Source organism: Microbacterium galbum, assembly GCF_032464915.1.
Taxonomy (GTDB): Bacteria; Actinomycetota; Actinomycetes; order Actinomycetales; family Microbacteriaceae; genus Microbacterium; species Microbacterium galbum.
In genome coordinates this window covers 228,863-246,160 of record NZ_JAWDIS010000002.1, presented here as the reverse complement: position 1 = coordinate 246,160, position 17,298 = coordinate 228,863, and the positions used below count along the sequence as shown (strand labels likewise).

Below are 17,298 nucleotides of genomic sequence, written 5' to 3'. Positions count from 1 at the left end.
ACGATGAGCGACTCACCCCGCGAATTCCACAAGCCGGTCCGGCGTCCCGCCGAACTCTTCGACCGCCTGTTCTCGGCGGAGGATCCCGCCGAGGTGTCGCGCGTCGCCCACAGCACGGCTCAGGCGCTGCTGTCGCGGGTTCGCGCCGACCCGAGTGTCGACGTGGTGGAACGCCTCGTCGCCTTCACCGATGATCACGGGATCGACGACATCGCCGAACTCTGGTCGCGCTCGCCTGCCCGGTCGCTCCCCGGTGCCCTGTGGCGTCTCTACCTCCTGCAGCTGATGATCCACGACGACGCGGCGACGGCGGCGCTGCTGTACGAGCGGGGACGGGTGGAGATGGCCACCGTCGATGCGGTGGTCGCGGGGGCGCCCGCCCCGGCCGGCCCGGAGGAGCTCGTGCAGCTCATCGACACCATCCTCCGCGGGCTTTTCGACGGCGATTTCGCGGTGGCTCTCGACCGCGCCGCCGCTTTCTGCCGCGTCCAGGCGGCCGGCTCGACGCATCTGGCCGACGATTACGAGAACACCGAGTCGGAGCGCGCGACGGCGCTCACCACCCGCGCCCTCCGTCTCGCCACCTATGCCGACGACCTGTCGGCCTCCGCGTCGCTCTGGCGCCGCGACGCCCTCACCTGAGCCGCCCCCGCCTCCTTTCCGCGCAACCCCGGCCGCTTTCTCCTCGAGTGTCCAGGACGCGCCGCATCCGCACGGCGGTCGCGGCGTGTCCCGGACACTCGTCTCAGGATGCCGCGGCGCGTGCTTCTTCGGCACCGCGCGGCGCAGAGACCGACATCGGGTCACGCGGCGGCGCCTTCTTCCGTCGACTGTCCAGGACACGCCGAAGGCACGCGCCGGTCGCGGCGCGTCGTGGACACGCGACCCAGGAGGGCGCAGAGCACGGACGCATGGGAGAGCGCGGCGGTCGGGGGAGAACGAGGCGGTCGACGGGCGGGAGGACTGCACGCCGCATCGATGATGAACGCCGGAAAAGATAAGTGCCGGACCGCAGAACGCCTCTCGGCGCAAGGCCGCTCAGAGCGGCAGAAGATGGAGCCCGGGGTTACTGCGGCCCGGCTAGAAAAGTGTAACAAGGCCAGCCCCGAGACATTCCCTCCGCGACCCCCGTTGACAAGACCCGGGCGTGTCGGGGTCTCCCCGTAGGCTCACGTCATGGTTCTGCGCTTCGCTCTCATGATCGACCCCGTGGCATCCCTCGAGAAGGGCGGCGATCTGCGAAGCACGCTCCGCGTGATCGACCCGTCTGCTCCCGCCCTCGAACTCGGCGACCTGAGCGCGCAGCGCGGTGACGGCGTCTTCGAGTCCATCGGGGTCGTCGACGGGCACCCGCACGAGGTCGGCCCGCACCTCGAACGACTCGCGCACTCGGCATCCCTGTGTGATCTGCCGGCACCCGATCTCGCGCAGTGGCGCGCGGCGATCCAGCGCGTCAGCGCCGAGGCGGGGCCGGGGGAGAGCGTCATCAAGCTCATCCTGAGTCGCGGAATCGAGGGCGGCGCGATACCGACCGCCTGGGTCACTCTCGCGACGGCCCCCGACAACTCCGCGGCCCGACGCGACGGCGTGCGCGTCGTGACGCTCGATCGCGGGTACCCCCTCGACGTGCCCGCCCGCGCGCCCTGGCTGCTCCTGGGAGCCAAGACGCTCTCGTACGGCGTCAACATGGCCGCGATCCGCGAGGCGAAGCGACGGGGTGCCGACGATGCCGTTTTCGTCACGACCGACGGGTTCCTCCTCGAGGCGCCCACGGCGTCCCTTCTCCTCCGCATCGACGGCCGGTTCGTCACTCCGTCGCCGAGCGCCGGGATCCTGCACGGCACGACGCAGCTGAGCGTGTTCGCGCACCTCGGGCAGCGCGGCTTCGAGACCGGGTACGAGAACGTCCCCGTGGGTGATCTCGAGCGGGCGGATGCCGCCTGGCTGCTGTCGAGCGTGCGCCTCGCGGCTCCCATCTCCGCCGTCGACGGCCGCGCCGTCGCCGTCGACCGGGGGCTCACCGACGAGCTGAACACTTTCCTGCTCGGTCGCCGCGACTGATCCGTCCCGTTCGAGAACGACGAAGGCCCCCGCAACAGCGGGGGCCTTCGTTCTCGCGGGGGCGAGTGCTTATCCGAAGCGTCCCGAGACGTAGTCCTCGGTGGCCTGCACGGTGGGTGCCGTGAAGATCGTGGAGGTGTCGTTGTACTCGATGAGCTTGCCGGGCTTGCCGGTACCCGCGATGTTGAAGAAGGCGGTCTTGTCGCTCACGCGAGACGCCTGCTGCATGTTGTGCGTGACGATGACGATCGTGTACTCGTTCTTGAGTTCGGAGATGAGCTCCTCGATCGCGAACGTCGAGATCGGGTCGAGGGCCGAGCAGGGCTCGTCCATCAGCAGGACGTCGGGGGAGACGGCGATCGCGCGGGCGATGCACAGACGCTGCTGCTGACCGCCCGAGAGGCCGCCGCCGGGCTTGTCGAGACGGTCCTTGACCTCGTTCCAGAGGTTGGCGCCCTGCAGCGACTTCTCGACGAGCGCGTCGCCGTCGCTCTTCGACAGGCGCTTGTTGTTCAGGCGCGCGCCGGCGAGGACGTTCTCGCGGATCGACATCGTGGGGAACGGGTTCGGCCGCTGGAACACCATGCCGACGTGACGACGGACGAGGACGGGGTCGACGCCCGGTCCGTAGAGGTCGTCGCCGTCGATCAGCACGCGGCCTTTGACGTGACCACCGGGGATGACTTCGTGCATACGGTTCAGCGTCCGCAGGAACGTGGACTTGCCGCAGCCGGAGGGACCGATGAAGGCGGTGACGGAGCGGGGCTCGATGTCGATCGAGACGCCCTCGACCGCGAGGAAGTCGCTGTAGTAGACGTTGAGGTCCTGGACCTCGATGCTCTTGGACACGAGAGGTGCCTTTCTGGGCTCAGCGCGCCTTGGGCGCGAACACCGCCGCCACGATACGGGCGATCAGGTTGAAGATGACGACGAGGACGACGAGGAGGAACGCGGCGCCCCAGGCGTTGGCCTGCGACGCGTCGATGTCCTGTCCGGGGAAGCTGTAGGCGGTGTACGCCATGACGGGCAGCGTCTGCATCGGGCCTTCGAACGGGTTGGCGTTGAAGTTGTCGGTGAAGCTCGCCGCGATGAAGATCGGAGCGGTCTCGCCGACGACGCGGGCGACCGCGAGCACGACACCGGTGATGATGCCCGAGGCGGCCGTGCGCAGCACGACCTTGATGATGGTCGCCGACCGCGGCACACCCAGCGCGAGGGAGGCCTCGCGCAGGTCGGCGGGCACCAGACGCAGCATCTCCTCGGTGGAGCGGATCACGATCGGGATCATCAGCACCGACAGGGCGATGGATGCCGAGAACCCGCTGAACGCCTTCGGGCCGACGATCAGGCTGAACAGCGAGAACGCGAACAGACCGGCGACGATGGAGGGGATGCCCGTCATGACGTCGACGAGGAAGGTGATCGCGCGGCGCAGCGGGTTGTTCGGCTGGGCGTACTCGACCAGGTAGACGGCCGCGAGGATGCCGATCGGGACCGAGATGAGGGCGGCGATACCCGTGATGATGAGCGTTCCGGTGATCGCCTGCCAGGCACCCGCGGTCGCCACGACCTCGAGGGTGTCGGGGTCGAATGCCGAGCCGCCGACCTGCGTGATGAACGGCAGGTTCACTACGGCGAGGCCCTTGGACACGACCGTGTAGAGCGTCGAGATGAGGGGCGCCACGGCGAGCAGGAAGGCCGCCGTGACGAGGCCGCGGATGACCCGGTCGACGGCCTTGCGGCGGTTCTCGACGATGGCCGAGCCGATGCCGATGGCGATCAGGTATAGCAGCGCGGTGAGGATGAGCCACGCCGCGAGGTTGAAACCGCCGAACAGCAGCTGCAGCACGGCGACGACGATCGCGACGCCCGCGAGCACCATCGGCTCGATGAAGCGGGGCAGCTGGCCGCTGGTGAGGGCCAGCGGCGCGGAGGGAGCCGTGACGGTCATGAGCGCTTGCCCTTCTTGCGACCCTTGGCGCCGGGGCCCGTCGCGCCGATGATGTAGCGGGCGAACATGTTGACCGCCAGCGAGATGACGAACAGCATCAGACCGGTCCCGATGAGCGCCGAGCGCTGCAGGTCGGTCGCGATGGGGAAGTTCAGCGCGATGTTGGCCGCGATGGTCTGCGAGTTGTAACCGTCGGTCAGCAACAGCACCGAGTAGATGAGGCTCGGCGAGATGATCAGCGCGATGGCCATGGTCTCGCCGAGGGCCCGACCGAGCCCGAGCAGAGTGGCCGAGACCATGCCGCTGCGGGCGTAGGGGAACACCGACAGGCGGATCATCTCCCAGCGCGTCGCGCCGAGGGCCAGTGCGGCTTCTTCGTGCAGACGCGGGGTCTGCAGGAAGATCTCGCGGGTGATCGAAGTGACGATCGGGAGGATCATCACCGCGAGCACCACCCCACCGGTGAGCATCGTGGAGCCTGTCGACGACACGGGGCCCTGGAACAGCGGGATCCAGCCGAGGTACTCGTTCAGGAACTCGCCGACGGGCAGGAGCAGCGGGCGCATGACGATGATGCCCCACAGGCCGAACACGATCGAGGGGACCGCGGCGAGCAGGTCGACGACGTATCCCAGGGCGCCGGCGATGCGGCGCGGCGCGTAGTGCGAGATGAACAGCGCGATGCCGATGGCCACGGGGGTGCCGATGATCATGGCGATGAAGGCCGCCCACACGCTGCCGAAGAGCAGCGGGCCGACGTACTCCCAGAAGTTCGACCACTGGCCGTTCTGGTAGCCGGCGAGGTCGCCCTCGCTCCAGTTGGCCGTGATCGCGGGGAGACCGCGCAGGATGAGGAAGATCGCGACACCCGCGAGGATGATCATGATCGACACCGCGGCGGTGGTCGACAGACCCAGGAAGACGGAGTCGCCGACCCGGCGCTTGCCCACGATGCTCGTGCGGGCCGGGGTCGACGTGGTCGGATCGGTCGGTGCGGACGGGGCGGTCTCGGTGTCGGAGACGGTGTCAGTCACGGGGGACCTCACGCTCGGCACGGGTCATGGGTGCTCCTCGGTCGGGTGTTCTCTGAGGATTCGGCTCAGCGGAGCGTTCGACCCGGGTCGAACGTTCCGATCAGCCCGGCCCGACCCGCACGAAAGGTGCGGGCCGGGCCGAAACCGAAGAGATGTTTACTTGATGGCGGCGAGCGTCTCGGCCGCGGCCTCGAGCACCGAGTCGGGCAGCGGCGCCGAGCCGGCGTTCTTCGCGGCGACCTGCTGGCCGAGCGAGCTGGTGACGAAGCCGAGGTACGACTTCACGAGCTCGGCCTGCTTGGCGTCCTTGAAGGTGGTGCAGGTGATCGCGTACGACACGAGCGGGATCGGGTAGGTCTCGGCCGTGAGCTTCGAGTAGTCGAACTTCTTCGCCAGGTCGCCCGTGACACCGGTGGAGGCGTCGACGGCCGCGGCCTCGAACGTCGCGGTGACGGCTTCGGCGCTGTAGGCGACGGCGGTGCCGTCCTGGACGATCGACGCGGCGTTGAGGTCGCCGATGGCCGAGTGGTCGGCGTAGCCGATCGTGCCCGAGCCGGCCTTGACGGCCTCGACGACGCCCGAGCCGCCCTTCTGCTTCGAGACGTTGCCCTCGATCGGCCAGTCCTTCCCGGCGGGCGAGGTCCACACCGACGACTGGGTCGCGGCGAGGTAGTTCGTGAAGTTCTGGGTCGTGCCCGAGCCGTCCGAGCGTGCGACGGTGGTGATGGCGCCGGCGGGGAGCGCGGTGCCGTTGTCCTTCGTGATGGCCGGGTCGGACCAGTCGGTGATCTGCAGAGCGAAGATCTTCGCGATGGTCTCGCCCGAGAGCTTCAGGTCGGTGACACCGGGGATGTTGAAGATGATCGCGACACCGTCGAGGTAGACGGGGATGTTGACGCCGCCCTCGGTGCACAGGGCCTCGGACTGGGTGGTCTGGTCGGCGTTGAGGGGGGCGTCGGAGCCGGCGAAGTCGTACGCGCCGCTCAGGAAGTTGGTGACGCCACCGCCGGAGCCCTGCGACTTGTCGTAGTTGATCGTGACGCCCTTGGCCTGCGCGTTGTAGGCGCTGGTCCACGCGGCCTGCGCGTTGGACTGGGCGCTGGAGCCGCCCGCGGTGATCGTGCCCGAGAGGTTCGGGTCGATGCTGAACGCCACGTCGGACGACGTGGGGGATGCCGAGGAGCCCGCGGCGTCGCCGGAGCCCGAGGTGCCGGCGCAGCCGGCGAGAGTCAGGGAGGCCACGGCGGCCACGGTGCCCAGCTGGGCGAGTCGGGAGAGCTTCACGATGTGAATCCTTCGCATGTTTGGGGACGGAACCCGGTGCAGGGTTCGTCGGGAACGGTAAACAGCGACTCTTAAGAGTGTGCGTTGCATGGGTGAACGGAAGGTGAACCGGGGTGGCCCGTCCGGGGTGTTCGCCTGGGCCTTGTACTGTTCAGCCCCGTGACGACCTCTGCCTTCGCCGCCCAGGGCCCGCTCGATCGAACGGATGCCGCCGCCCCCGCGCGCACGCTCATCGATCTGCTGTCGGCGGTGGCCGCCCGGCATCCGGAAGCATCGGCGATCGACGACGGTTCGGGCGCCCTCAGCTACCGCGAGCTGCTGGCGCGCGTCTGGCGGACGGCCGCGGCCCTTCACGATGCCGGCGTACGTCGCGGTGACCGGGTGGGGGTGCGGATGCCGTCGGGGTCGAAGGAGCTCTACGTCTCGATCCTCGCGGTGATGGCCGCGGGGGCGGCCTATGTTCCCGTCGATGCCGACGACCCCGACGAGCGCGCGCGGCTGGTGTTCGGGGAGGCGGGCGTGCGCGGGATCGTCGCGGGCGACGGGGAGTTCGTCTCGGGCGACGGTACGGGCGACCTCGTGCGGTTGTACGAGGGAGAGGCGCCCCACCCGAGCACGAGCGCCGTGCCGATCGTGGCGCCGCCCTCCGTCGACGACGACGCCTGGATCATCTTCACCTCGGGGTCGACGGGGGTGCCGAAGGGAGTCGCCGTCTCGCACCGATCCGCGGCGGCGTTCGTCGAAGCCGAGGGACGCATCTTCGTGCAGGACGAGCCGCTCGGCCCGGGAGACCGCGTGCTGGCCGGTCTGTCCGTCGCCTTCGACGCCTCGTGCGAGGAGATGTGGCTCGCCTGGGGGCATGGCGCGTGCCTCGTCCCCGCCCCTCGCTCTCTCGTGCGGTCCGGGGAGGACCTGGCGCCGTGGCTGCTGCGTCAGGGCATCACGGTCGTGTCCACCGTGCCCACCCTCGCCGCGATGTGGCCCGCGGACTCCATCGAGAACGTGCGCCTGCTGATCTTCGGCGGCGAGGCCTGTCCGCCCGAGCTCGCCGCCCGCCTCGTCGCCGAGGGGCGCGAGGTGTGGAACACCTACGGCCCGACCGAGGCCACCGTCGTGGCCTGCGCCGCACCGCTGGACGGCTCGCTTCCCGTGCGCATCGGCCTGCCGCTCGACGGGTGGGCGCTCGCCGTGGTCGACGGCGAGGGTCGGCCGGTGGCCGAGGGAGAGGTCGGCGAGCTGATCATCGGGGGTGTGGGGCTCGCGCGCTATCTCGATCCGGCCAAGGATGCCGAGAAATACGCGCCGATGCCGACACTCGGCTGGGAGCGGGCGTACCGCTCGGGCGATCTCGTGCGCTTCGACACGGAGGGGCTGGTGTTCCAGGGTCGCGCCGACGATCAGGTGAAGGTCGGGGGCCGCCGCATCGAGCTGGGCGAGGTCGAGTCGGCCCTCCAGGACCTGCCGCAGGTGAGCGCGGCGACCGTCGCCGTGCGCACGACCGAAGCCGGCGTACCGGTGCTCGTGGGATACCTCGTGATGGAGGAGGGTCGTGAGCTCGACCGGCACGCGGCCCGCGCGCTGCTGGCCGAGCGTCTGCCGGCGGCGACCATCCCGCTTCTGGGTGTCGTCGAGTCGCTGCCCGTGCGCACCTCGGGGAAGGTCGATCGCGCGGCGCTGCCGTGGCCGTTGCCCGGGGTGGAAACCCCCGCCGCCACCGACTTCTCGGCCGACGAGTCCTGGCTCGCCGAGCAGTGGCAGGCGGTGCTGGGAATGCCGGTCACCGATCGCAAGGCCGACTTCTTCGACCTCGGGGGCGGGTCCCTCGCCGCGGCGCAGCTCGTCTCGCGCATCCGCGCCCGTGTGCCGGAGTTCTCGGTGGCCGACATCTACGACGTGCCGCGGCTGGGTGCGATGGCCAAGGCGCTCGGACCGCAGTTGGCCGATGAGACGCCGGCATCCTTCCACCGGGCCGCCCCGACGCCGCGCACGACGCAATGGGTGCAGACGGTGCTGGGCGCTCCGCTGTTCATCCTCTCCGGCATCCGATGGCTCCTGTACCTGCTCACCGCGTCCGCGATCCTGCGGCTCCTGCCCGGATTCGACGTGCTGCCGAGCGTCCCGTGGCCCGTGCTGGTGATCGGCCTGCTCGTGTTCGCGACGCCCTTCGGGCGCATGGCGATCGCCGTGGCATCCGCTCGTCTCCTGCTCGCGGGGGTCCGCGCGGGCGACTATCCGCGCGGAGGCTGGGTGCACATCCGACTCTGGCTCGCCGAGCAGATCTCCGATCAGGTGGATGCGGTCGGCCTGGCGGGGGCGCCGTGGGTGTCGTACTACGCGCGCGCGCTCGGCGCGCGGATCGGGCGCGACGTCGATCTGCACGCGCTGCCGCCGGTGACGGGGCTGCTCGTCGTCGGCGACGGTGCGTCGATCGAACCGGAGGTGGATCTCACCGGGTACTGGATCGACGGCGACCTCGTGCGCATCGGCGAGGTGCGCATCGGCGCAGAGGCGACGGTGGGGGCGCGCTCCACCCTCGCGCCGGGAACGCGCATCGGGCGACGCGCCGAGATCGCGCCGGGTTCGGCCGTCTTCGGCCGCGTGAAAGCCGACCAGTCCTGGGCCGGTTCCCCCGCCGTCCGCGTCGGCGGCACCGCCAAGGACTGGCCGACGGAGCGCCCGGCCACACCGACGCGGTGGCTCTGGGCTTACGCCGGTTCGGCGGTGCTGCTCGCCCTCCTACCGTTGTCCGCCTTCACCGTCGGCGGGCTCGTGCTCGCGCACGGGGTGCGCGGATCCGCGACCCTCGGCGCCGCCGCGGGAGCGGCCTTCGCGTGGCTCGTGCCCGCCGTCGCGGTCACCGGCCTCGTGTTCGCGGCATCCGTGGTGCTGCTCGTGCGGCTGCTCTCGCTCGGTCTCGTAGAGGGGACGCATCCCGTGCGCAGCCGCGTCGCGTGGCAGGCCTGGACGATCGAGCGCCTCCTGGATGCCGCGCGCACGATCCTCTTCCCGCTGTACTCGTCGCTGTTCACCCCCGTCTGGCTGCGGATGCTGGGCGCGCGCGTCGGTCGCGACGTCGAGGCGTCCACGGTTCTGCTCATCCCGTCGATGACCCGCATCGAGGACGGTGCGTTCCTCGCCGACGACACCATGGTCGCCTCCTACGAACTGCACGCCGGGTGGCTGCGACTCGGGCCCGTGCGCATCGGGAAGCGCGCATTCCTGGGCAACTCGGGGATGGCGGCTCCGGGCCACCGCGTGCCGCGCGACGGGCTCGTGGCCGTGCTGTCGGCCGCGCCGCGCAAAGCGAAGGCCGGGTCGTCGTGGCTCGGTTCGCCCGCGGTGCGCCTGCGACGGTTGTCCGCGGAGGGCGACGAGTCGCGCACGTACCGGCCGACGGCGCGGCTCCGGCTGGCCCGCACGCTGTGGGAGCTGTGCCGTTTCGTTCCGGTGGTCGTGACGTGCGGCATCGGCCTCGGCGTGATCTTCGCGCTCGCCGCGCTGTGGGAGGGCCTCGGCCCCGTGTGGACGCTGCTGCTGTCGGGGGTCGTGATGCTCGCGGCCGGTGCGGTGGCGGCCGGGATGTCGACCGCGGCGAAGTGGGCCATCGTCGGCGTCATCCGGGCCGGGGAGCAGCCGTTGTGGTCGAGCTTCGTCTGGCGCACCGAGGTGTCGGACGCCTTCACCGAGATGGTCGCCGCACCCTGGTTCGCCCGCGCGGCGGCCGGGACGCCGGCCCTTGCGGTCTGGTTGCGCAGCCTGGGCGCGCGCATCGGCCGGGGCGTGTGGTGTGACAGCTATTGGCTGCCGGAGCCCGATCTCGTGACGCTCGGCGACGCGTCGACGGTCAATCGCGGCTGCGTGGTGCAGACGCACCTTTTCCATGATCGAATCATGAGCATGGACACCGTCGAGCTCGAGCCCGGGGCGACCCTCGGGCCTCACAGCGTGGTGCTGCCCGCCTCGACCCTGGGCGCGCACGCGACCGTCGGTCCGGCCTCGCTGGTCATGCGCGGGGAGACCGTCCCCGTCGGCTCGCGGTGGAGCGGCAATCCCATCGGCCCCTGGCGCGCGGTGAAGGTGCGCGCCTACCAGTCGACGACGTGAGCGGCGCCGATTCCTACGCCCCGCAGAGCGGAGACAGGTCGTACGACGTCGAGTCGTACGACCTCTCTCTGACCTATCGCGTCCGCACCAACCGCCTCGACGGGGTGGCGACGATCGTGGGCATCGCCCGGGAGTCCCTGTCGTCGCTCGAGCTCGACCTCGTCGGCCTGCGGACCGGACGCGTCCGGATGGACGGCGCCCCCGCGCGTTTCGCCGCGGGACCGCGCGTGCTGCGCGTCACCCCCGGCCGCACGATCGCGCCGGGGGAGCGCTTCGCGGTGGAGGTGACATACGGTGGTGCCCCCGCCCCTCGACGCTCGCGGTGGGGCACGGTGGGCTGGGAGGAGCTGACCGACGGCGCCCTGGTCGCGGGGCAGCCGATCGGTGCCCCCACGTGGTTCCCGTGCAACGACCGCCCCGATGCCCGGGCGCGCATGCGGATGGAGATCACCGTCGACGACGGCTACGCGGTCGCGGCCACCGGGGTGGCGGGAGCGACCGCCCGCCGAGGCGGACGGGTGACGACGACTTTCACCTCCGACGTGCCCACGGCGACCTATCTCGCGGCGGTCCACGTCGGTCGGTACCGGACGCGTCCGCTCGTCGGCAGCGGCGACGGCGTCATCCCGCCCGTGTCGGTCACGGCTCCGCCCGCGTTGACGTCGGCCGCGGATCGGGCATTCGCGACGGTGCCCGACATGCTGCGGCTGTTCGACCGGCTGTTCGGCCCCTATCCTCAGGAGGCGTGCAGCCTCGTCGTGACGGCCGACGAGCTGGAGATCCCGCTCGAGGCACAGGGGCTCGCCGTTTTCGGCATGAACCACCTCGTCCCCGCTGCGCAGCGGCTCGTCGCCCACGAACTCGCCCACCAGTGGTTCGGCAACAGCGTCGGACTCGCGCGCTGGAGCGACATCTGGCTGAACGAGGGCTTCGCCTGCTACGCGGAGTGGCTGTGGTCGGAGGAGTCCGGCGGCACCGACGTCGAGACCTGCGTCGCCGAGAACTACGCGGGTCTGGTGGCGAAGCCCCGCGACCTGCTGCTGGTCGACCCCGGTCCCGACGACATGTTCGACGACCGCGTCTACAAACGTGGCGCGATGGCCCTGCACGCGGTTCGGCGCGAGGTCGGTGACGCCGCGTTCTTCGACCTGCTGCGAGCGTGGACGGCCGAGCATCGTCACCGCCTCGTGACGACCGACGACTTTCGCCGCGCCGTGGAGGCTGCCGGGGGAGGGGATGCCGCGACGGTGCTGTCGCGATGGATCGACCACCGGGCGCTTCCCCCTCGTCCTTGAGCGGGTCGCGCGCCGCGCCCTCTCGGGCGATCACGTCGTGGGGCTCGATAGCGCGATCGCCTCAGGACAGGGAGACCGCCGCGACGAGTCCATCGGGGGCGTCGAGGTCCCAGCCGCGCCAGACGACGGACGACGTCGCGCCGTCGAGAGCGCCGGGCCGGATGGTCGCGGTCCAGGCGGTGCCGTCCGAGCGGACCTCGACCCGCGCCGGGTCGACCGCGAGTCCTCGGCCGTCCGCCTTGAGCACCGCCTCGACGCGGGCCCAATCGATGGCCTGCGCCGTCGCGTCCGGTCGCACCCGCTCCAACCCGCGCACCTCACGGGGAGCAGCGTCCACACCGAGCCGCGTGCGCTCGCGGATGATCGCGACGACCGCCCATCCCGGTGCGTACGACACCGAGACCGTGGCATCCGCCCCCTCCACGTGCACGCGACCGTGGTCGCCCGCGCAGGCCGGGCACCGCGAGACGAAGCGCGCCTCGGGCAGGAGCCGGCCTAGGAGGCGCCGCGACACCGCGCGACGGGCGACGCCCGCGGGGACCTCGCCCCAGGCGACGGTGAGCCCGGCGGGGAGCGTCACACCTGCGGCTCGTGCGTCTCGATCGCCACGATTCCCGCGCCCGGGTGCTCCACCGGCACGTGCACGACCGAGAACGCGGCCGGCTCGAGCGCCGAGGCGCTGCCCAGGTACGACCCGCTCATCGTGCCGGTGGCCAGCGCGAGCTCATGCAGGATGTCGGGGAGAACGGGGCCGTGGCTGGTGAGCACGACGGGTTTGCGCGACCGCACCCGCTGGCCGATGACCGACCGCGCGTCGGCGCGTCCCTCCTCCCACGCGTCCTGGCTGATCGACGCGGAGAACTGCACGCGTTGGCCGATGGCCTGCGCGATGGGCGTCGCGGTGCGGACGCACCGCTCGGCGGGGCTCGAGATGACCCGCCGCACGCCGAACGCGAGCAGCGGTCCCACGATCGCCTGCGACTGCCGCCGACCGCGAGGGGTGAGGGGACGCGCGTCGTCGGCGCCGTCCCAGTCGTCGCGCGAGCGCGCCTTGGCGTGTCGGAGGACGACGATGGGGAAGGTCGGCAGAGCACGCTCGTCGACCAAGCGCTGGAACTCGTCGAGGATCTCGACATCGACGGGGTAGCTGAGGCTCTTCCGTGCCTTCTTCAGGCTCATCCACTCGATCGCCGCGACCTCCTTGTTCGGCACGAAGCTGGAGGTGCGCACGGCCGCGTCGGTCGCCTCGGCCGCCCAGTAGTGCACGATCTTCGTCCGGCCGTTCGGCATCCGGTATCGCGACACCCCCACGGGCACGCCGAGGGCCACGCGGATGCCGGTCTCCTCCCGGATCTCGCGCACGGCGGTCTCGGCGAGGGTCTCGCCGGGGTCGACCTTGCCCTTGGGCAGCGTCAGGTCGCGGTACTTGGTGCGGTGGATGAGGAGAACACGGAGCTTCCCCTCGACCACCCGCCACACGACACCGCCCGCGGCGTAGACGGCCGTCTCCGTCACCGGGCCGTCCGGGCGCGTCGTTTGCGCTGCACGAGCGCCATGGTGTGCTCCTGCAGGTCGATCAGCGGGGCGCCCTCGGCGTCGACGCTGTGACGCGTCCACTCGCCTTCCGACCCCAAGTGCCACGAGCTGGTGCCGTCGTCCATGGCCAGATCGAACAGGGTCGTCAGCTCGCGCAGCTGGTTCTCGTCGATCACGCGCACGAGAGCCTCGACGCGGCGGTCGAGGTTGCGGTGCATCATGTCGGCGCTGCCGATGAAGATCTGCGGATCCCCGTCGTTCGCGAACGAGAAGATGCGCGAGTGCTCGAGGTAACGGCCGAGGATCGAGCGCACCGTGATGTTCTCGCTCATCCCCGGGACGCCGGGCCGGATCGAGCAGATGCCGCGCACCCACACCTCGACCGGGACGCCGGCCTGGCTGGCCCGGTACAGGGCGTCGATGATCTGCTCGTCGACCATCGAGTTGACCTTGATGCGCACGCCCGACGGCTTGCCGGCGAGGGCGTTCTGCCGCTCCTTCTCGATGTGGCGCAGCAGGCCCTTGCGCAGGTGCAGGGGCGCGACGAGCAGCCGCTTGAACTTCTTCTCGATCGCGTAGCCGCTCAGCTCGTTGAACAGGCGGGTGAGATCGCGCCCGACCTGGTCGTCGACCGTGAACAGACCGAAGTCCTCGTAGATGCGGCTCGTCTTGGGGTTGTAGTTGCCGGTGCCGACGTGGCTGTAGTGGCGCAGACGCCCCTCTTCCTCGCGGATGACGAGGGCGAGCTTGCAGTGGGTCTTCAGGCCCACGAGTCCGTAGACGACGTGCACGCCGGCCTTCTCGAGCTTGCGGGCCCAGACGATGTTGTTCGCCTCGTCGAAGCGCGCCTTCACCTCGACCAGCGCGAGCACCTGCTTGCCGGCCTCCGCGGCGTCGATGAGCGCCTGCACGATCGGGCTGTCGCCCGAGGTGCGGTACAGCGTCTGCTTGATGGCGAGCACGTGCGGGTCGCGCGCGGCCTGCTCGAGGAAGGCCTGCACGCTGGTCGCGAACGACTCGTAGGGGTGGTGCACGAGCACGTCGCCCTTGCGGATCGCCCCGAAGAGGTCGGCGCGCCCGTTCTGCTCCGGCGGCTGGAAGGCCAGGGCGGTCTTGGGAACGTGCGGGGGGTAGTGCAGGTCGGGGCGGTCGATCCGCGAGAGATCGAACAGGCCGCGCAGATCGAGCGACCCGGGCAGGCGGTAGACCTCCTGCTCGGTGATGTCGAGTTCGCTCAGCAGCAGCGCCCGGGTCACGTCATCCATGTCCTCGGTGATCTCGAGACGGATGGGCGGGCCGAAGCGGCGACGCAGCAACTCGGCCTCGAGGGCCTGGATGAGATTCTCGGTCTCGTCCTCCTCGATCGTCATGTCCTCGTTGCGGGTGAGGCGGAACGCGTGGTGGTCGAGCACCTCCATTCCCGGGAAGAGGTCGCCGAGATGGTTCGAGATGAGCTCCTCGAGGGGCAGGTAGCGCACCCCCGGGCCGTCGCCGGCGACCTCGACGAACCTCGGCAGCATCGGCGGCACCTTGAGGCGGGCGAACTCCTGGCGCCCGGTGCGGGCGTTGCGGATGCGGATGGCGAGGTTGAGCGAGAGCCCCGAGATGTAGGGGAACGGGTGCGCCGGGTCGACCGCGAGGGGCATGAGCACCGGGAACACGTTGCGCTGGAAGTATTCGGTCAGGCGCGCGGCGGTGTCGTCGTCGAGCGAGTCCCAGGTCACGACCTCGATGCCGGCCCCGGCGAGGGCGGGGCGCACCTTCTCGGTCCATGCGGCGGCGTGACGCAGCTGCAGGCGGTGAGCCTCGGCGGAGATGTCGGCAAGGACGTCGAGCGGGGCGCGACCGACGTTGGTGGGGACGGCGAGCCCCGTGACGATGCGGCGCTTGAGACCCGCGACGCGCACCATGAAGAACTCGTCGAGGTTGCTGGCGAAGATGGCCAGGAAGTTCGCGCGCTCCAGGACCGGGACGGTCGGGTCCTCGGCGAGCTCGAGCACACGCTGGTTGAACGCGAGCCAGCTCACCTCGCGGTCGAGGTACCGGTGGTCGGGGAGCTGGTCGTCCTCGGCTTCGACCGCCTCGTCGAAGTCGTCGTCGTCGGCGTCGCCGAGTCCGGCATCCAGCGCGTCGTGTTCCATCATCCCCACATCATTGCAGGGGTCGGTGACACGGGAGTGAACGGGCGGTTCCGCGCGTCTCAGGCCGGGGCGGATGCCGTGGCGGGCGCGTCGTCCTCATAGACGTTGAAGCGGTAGCCGACGTTGCGCACGGTGCCGATGAGCTGCTCGAGATCGCCGAGCTTGGCGCGCAGGCGTCGCACGTGCACGTCGACCGTGCGGGTGCCGCCGAAGTAGTCGTAGCCCCACACCTCGCTGAGCAGTTGCTCGCGCGTGAAGACGCGGGAGGGGTGCGTGGCGAAGAAGTGCAGGAGCTGGAACTCCTTGTAGGTGAGGTCGAGCGGCTTGCCGTGCACCTTCGCCGAGTACGACGACTCGTCGATCGTGATGCCGGAGGTCTGGATGCGCGTGGAGACCTGGTCGACGGTGCGGCGCCCCATGGCGAGGCGGATGCGCGCGTCGATCTCTGCCGGGCCGGCACCCACGAGCACGACGTCGTCGATGCCCCAGTCGGTCGAGACGGCCGTGAGCCCGCCCTCCGTCACGATGAGGACCAGCGGGGCCTCGACGCCGGTGGTCGACATGATCTTGCACAGCGACTTCGCGCCGACAAGGTCGAAGCGGGCGTCGATGAAGATGACGTCGGCGCTGGGGGCGTTGATCAGCTGCGCTGCCTCGGCGGGGATCTGGCGCACGCGGTGGCTCAGCAATTCGAGCGCGGGCAGCGCCGCACCGCCGCCGGGGGCGGAGCTGAGAACGAGAAGCTGAGCCAAGTGGACCTCCCCGCGCGGCCTGCCGCGCACCCGATCATCTTAGGGTGACGCGCCGCGGCGCACCGTCACCGGCGCTTCGCGTGCGCCGACGACGCCTCCTGGGCGATGATGGGGGGCATGTCCACTCCCGACCTCGCTCCGCGGCGCACCTTCGGCGGGATCGTCGCCATCTGGGTGCTGGCCGCTCTGGCCGGCGTGGCGATCGGGCTGTTCGTCCCGGCGGAATGGCGCGCCCAGTGGATCAGCGTCGCGCTGGGCGGCTGCATCATCGCCGCCTTCGCCGTGCAGCTCTGGTACGGCCGGTCGCAGGCGTTCATCCAGCGGATGGCGCTCAGCAGCCTCGGCGCACTCGTCGTCCTCGGCGTCATCACGGCCGGTTTCGCGCTGGCCGAGCTCGCCGCCCTCTAAGATCGACGTATGGACCTCCTCGCGCTCGAACTGTTCTTCGTGGGACTTCTCGGCCTCGCCTCGCTGGCGATCGCCTTCGTGTCGGGAACGGTCATCTGGAACCTCTATCGCGGCCAGCGCTGAGCGCTCTCGTGATCGAGATCCCGACAGACCTCCCGGCCGACCTCGTCCCCCTGTCGTGGCTCGTCGGCGTCTGGGAGGGCACCGGCGTCATCGACTACGAGGCCGGCGGTCGCACCTTCTCCGGTGAGTTCGCGCATCGCGTGAGCTTCAGCCACGACGGAGGCGCCTTCCTCAACTACTCGGCCGACGCCTGGCTGCTCGACGGAAACGAACGTCGCCCCCTCGTCTCCGAGATCGGGTACTGGCGTCTGGCGCGCCCCGCTTCCGACGCCGATGCGGGCCCTGCGCTGCTGCCGGCGACCGCCGCAGCTGCCGAGCGCTCCGCCGACGACGTGGAAGCCCTGCGCAACGCCGACGGCGGCTTCGACATCGAGGTCAGCCTGGCGCACGCCGACGGCGTGCTCGAGCTCTACGTCGGGCAGGTGAAGGGCCCGCGGATCGACCTCGCGACCGACGCGGTCGTGCGCACCGCCGGCGCCAAGCCCTACACGGCCGCCACGCGCCTCTACGGTCTCGTCGACAACCACCTGCTCTGGGCGTGGGACATCGCCGCCCTCGGGCGCGAGCTCGGATCGCACGCCTCGGCCCGTCTCGCGCGGGCGGAGTGAC

General features: G+C 70.6%; 14 protein-coding genes. 6 read left to right on the top strand and 8 right to left on the bottom strand.

Features of this window, described 5'->3' with window-relative positions:
* The first annotated feature begins 3 nt into the window (after positions 1-3).
* The gene (locus tag RWH45_RS10305; protein WP_315994812.1) at positions 4-642 is read left to right on the top strand and encodes a DNA-directed RNA polymerase subunit beta; all 639 of its coding nucleotides are present in this window, start codon (positions 4-6) and stop codon (positions 640-642) included.
* 534 nt (positions 643-1,176) lie between these two features.
* Entirely contained in the window at positions 1,177-2,061 is an 885-nt protein-coding gene (locus tag RWH45_RS10300; RefSeq protein WP_315994811.1) for an aminodeoxychorismate lyase, read from the top strand.
* A 69-nt stretch (positions 2,062-2,130) separates the two neighbouring features.
* Here the strand turns inward: RWH45_RS10300 and pstB are convergent, their stop codons facing one another.
* The 4 genes from pstB to RWH45_RS10280 form a co-directional block, all read right to left on the bottom strand.
* Positions 2,131-2,910 carry a phosphate ABC transporter ATP-binding protein PstB gene (gene pstB, locus RWH45_RS10295; RefSeq protein WP_264631205.1) on the bottom strand — a complete coding sequence of 260 codons (780 nt, stop codon included), beginning with the start codon at positions 2,908-2,910 and terminating at the stop codon, positions 2,131-2,133.
* 19 nt (positions 2,911-2,929) lie between these two features.
* Positions 2,930-4,012 (bottom strand): phosphate ABC transporter permease PstA, encoded by a 1,083-nt coding sequence (gene pstA / locus RWH45_RS10290; RefSeq protein ID WP_315994810.1) that lies wholly within the window; start codon positions 4,010-4,012, stop codon positions 2,930-2,932.
* A complete protein-coding gene (gene pstC, locus RWH45_RS10285; RefSeq protein ID WP_437127333.1) occupies positions 4,009-5,046 on the bottom strand; it encodes a phosphate ABC transporter permease subunit PstC in 1,038 nt (345 codons plus the stop codon). Before pstC ends, pstA begins: the two co-directional genes overlap by 4 nt.
* Positions 5,047-5,202: 156 nt before the next feature.
* A complete protein-coding gene (locus RWH45_RS10280) occupies positions 5,203-6,330 on the bottom strand; it encodes an extracellular solute-binding protein (protein WP_315994809.1) in 1,128 nt (375 codons plus the stop codon).
* A 159-nt stretch (positions 6,331-6,489) separates the two neighbouring features.
* On the opposite strand from RWH45_RS10280, the gene RWH45_RS10275 reads away from it, so the two are divergent.
* Together RWH45_RS10275 and RWH45_RS10270 are read left to right on the top strand one after the other, a co-directional pair.
* Entirely contained in the window at positions 6,490-10,434 is a 3,945-nt protein-coding gene (locus RWH45_RS10275) for a Pls/PosA family non-ribosomal peptide synthetase (protein ID WP_315994808.1), read from the top strand.
* Positions 10,431-11,729 (top strand): M1 family metallopeptidase, encoded by a 1,299-nt coding sequence (locus RWH45_RS10270; protein ID WP_315994807.1) that lies wholly within the window; start codon positions 10,431-10,433, stop codon positions 11,727-11,729. Before RWH45_RS10275 ends, RWH45_RS10270 begins: the two co-directional genes overlap by 4 nt.
* Positions 11,730-11,790: 61 nt before the next feature.
* On the opposite strand, the gene RWH45_RS10265 is transcribed toward RWH45_RS10270, so the two are convergent.
* Genes RWH45_RS10265 through RWH45_RS10250 form a run of 4 tightly spaced genes read right to left on the bottom strand, consistent with a single transcriptional unit; the run spans position 11,791 to position 16,158 of the window.
* Positions 11,791-12,309 carry a 4'-phosphopantetheinyl transferase family protein gene (locus tag RWH45_RS10265; protein ID WP_315994806.1) on the bottom strand — a complete coding sequence of 173 codons (519 nt, stop codon included), beginning with the start codon at positions 12,307-12,309 and terminating at the stop codon, positions 11,791-11,793.
* A complete protein-coding gene (locus tag RWH45_RS10260; protein ID WP_315994805.1) occupies positions 12,306-13,244 on the bottom strand; it encodes an NUDIX hydrolase in 939 nt (312 codons plus the stop codon). The genes RWH45_RS10265 and RWH45_RS10260 overlap by 4 nt, the downstream gene beginning before the upstream one ends.
* Positions 13,241-15,409, bottom strand: a complete 2,169-nt coding sequence (locus RWH45_RS10255; protein WP_315994804.1) for an RNA degradosome polyphosphate kinase — start codon at positions 15,407-15,409, stop codon at positions 13,241-13,243. The genes RWH45_RS10260 and RWH45_RS10255 overlap by 4 nt, the downstream gene beginning before the upstream one ends.
* A 56-nt stretch (positions 15,410-15,465) precedes the next feature.
* Positions 15,466-16,158, bottom strand: coding sequence for a winged helix-turn-helix domain-containing protein (locus RWH45_RS10250; RefSeq protein WP_315994803.1), 693 nt, complete (start codon positions 16,156-16,158; stop codon positions 15,466-15,468).
* A 117-nt stretch (positions 16,159-16,275) separates the two neighbouring features.
* Between RWH45_RS10250 and RWH45_RS10245 the strand changes: the two genes are divergently transcribed.
* Together RWH45_RS10245 and RWH45_RS10240 are read left to right on the top strand one after the other, a co-directional pair.
* On the top strand, positions 16,276-16,566 hold the full coding sequence (locus RWH45_RS10245; RefSeq protein WP_315994802.1) for a hypothetical protein: 291 nt from the start codon (positions 16,276-16,278) through the stop codon (positions 16,564-16,566).
* A 131-nt stretch (positions 16,567-16,697) separates the two neighbouring features.
* Entirely contained in the window at positions 16,698-17,297 is a 600-nt protein-coding gene (locus RWH45_RS10240; RefSeq protein WP_315994801.1) for a heme-binding beta-barrel domain-containing protein, read from the top strand.
* The last annotated feature ends 1 nt before the right edge of the window (position 17,298 follow it).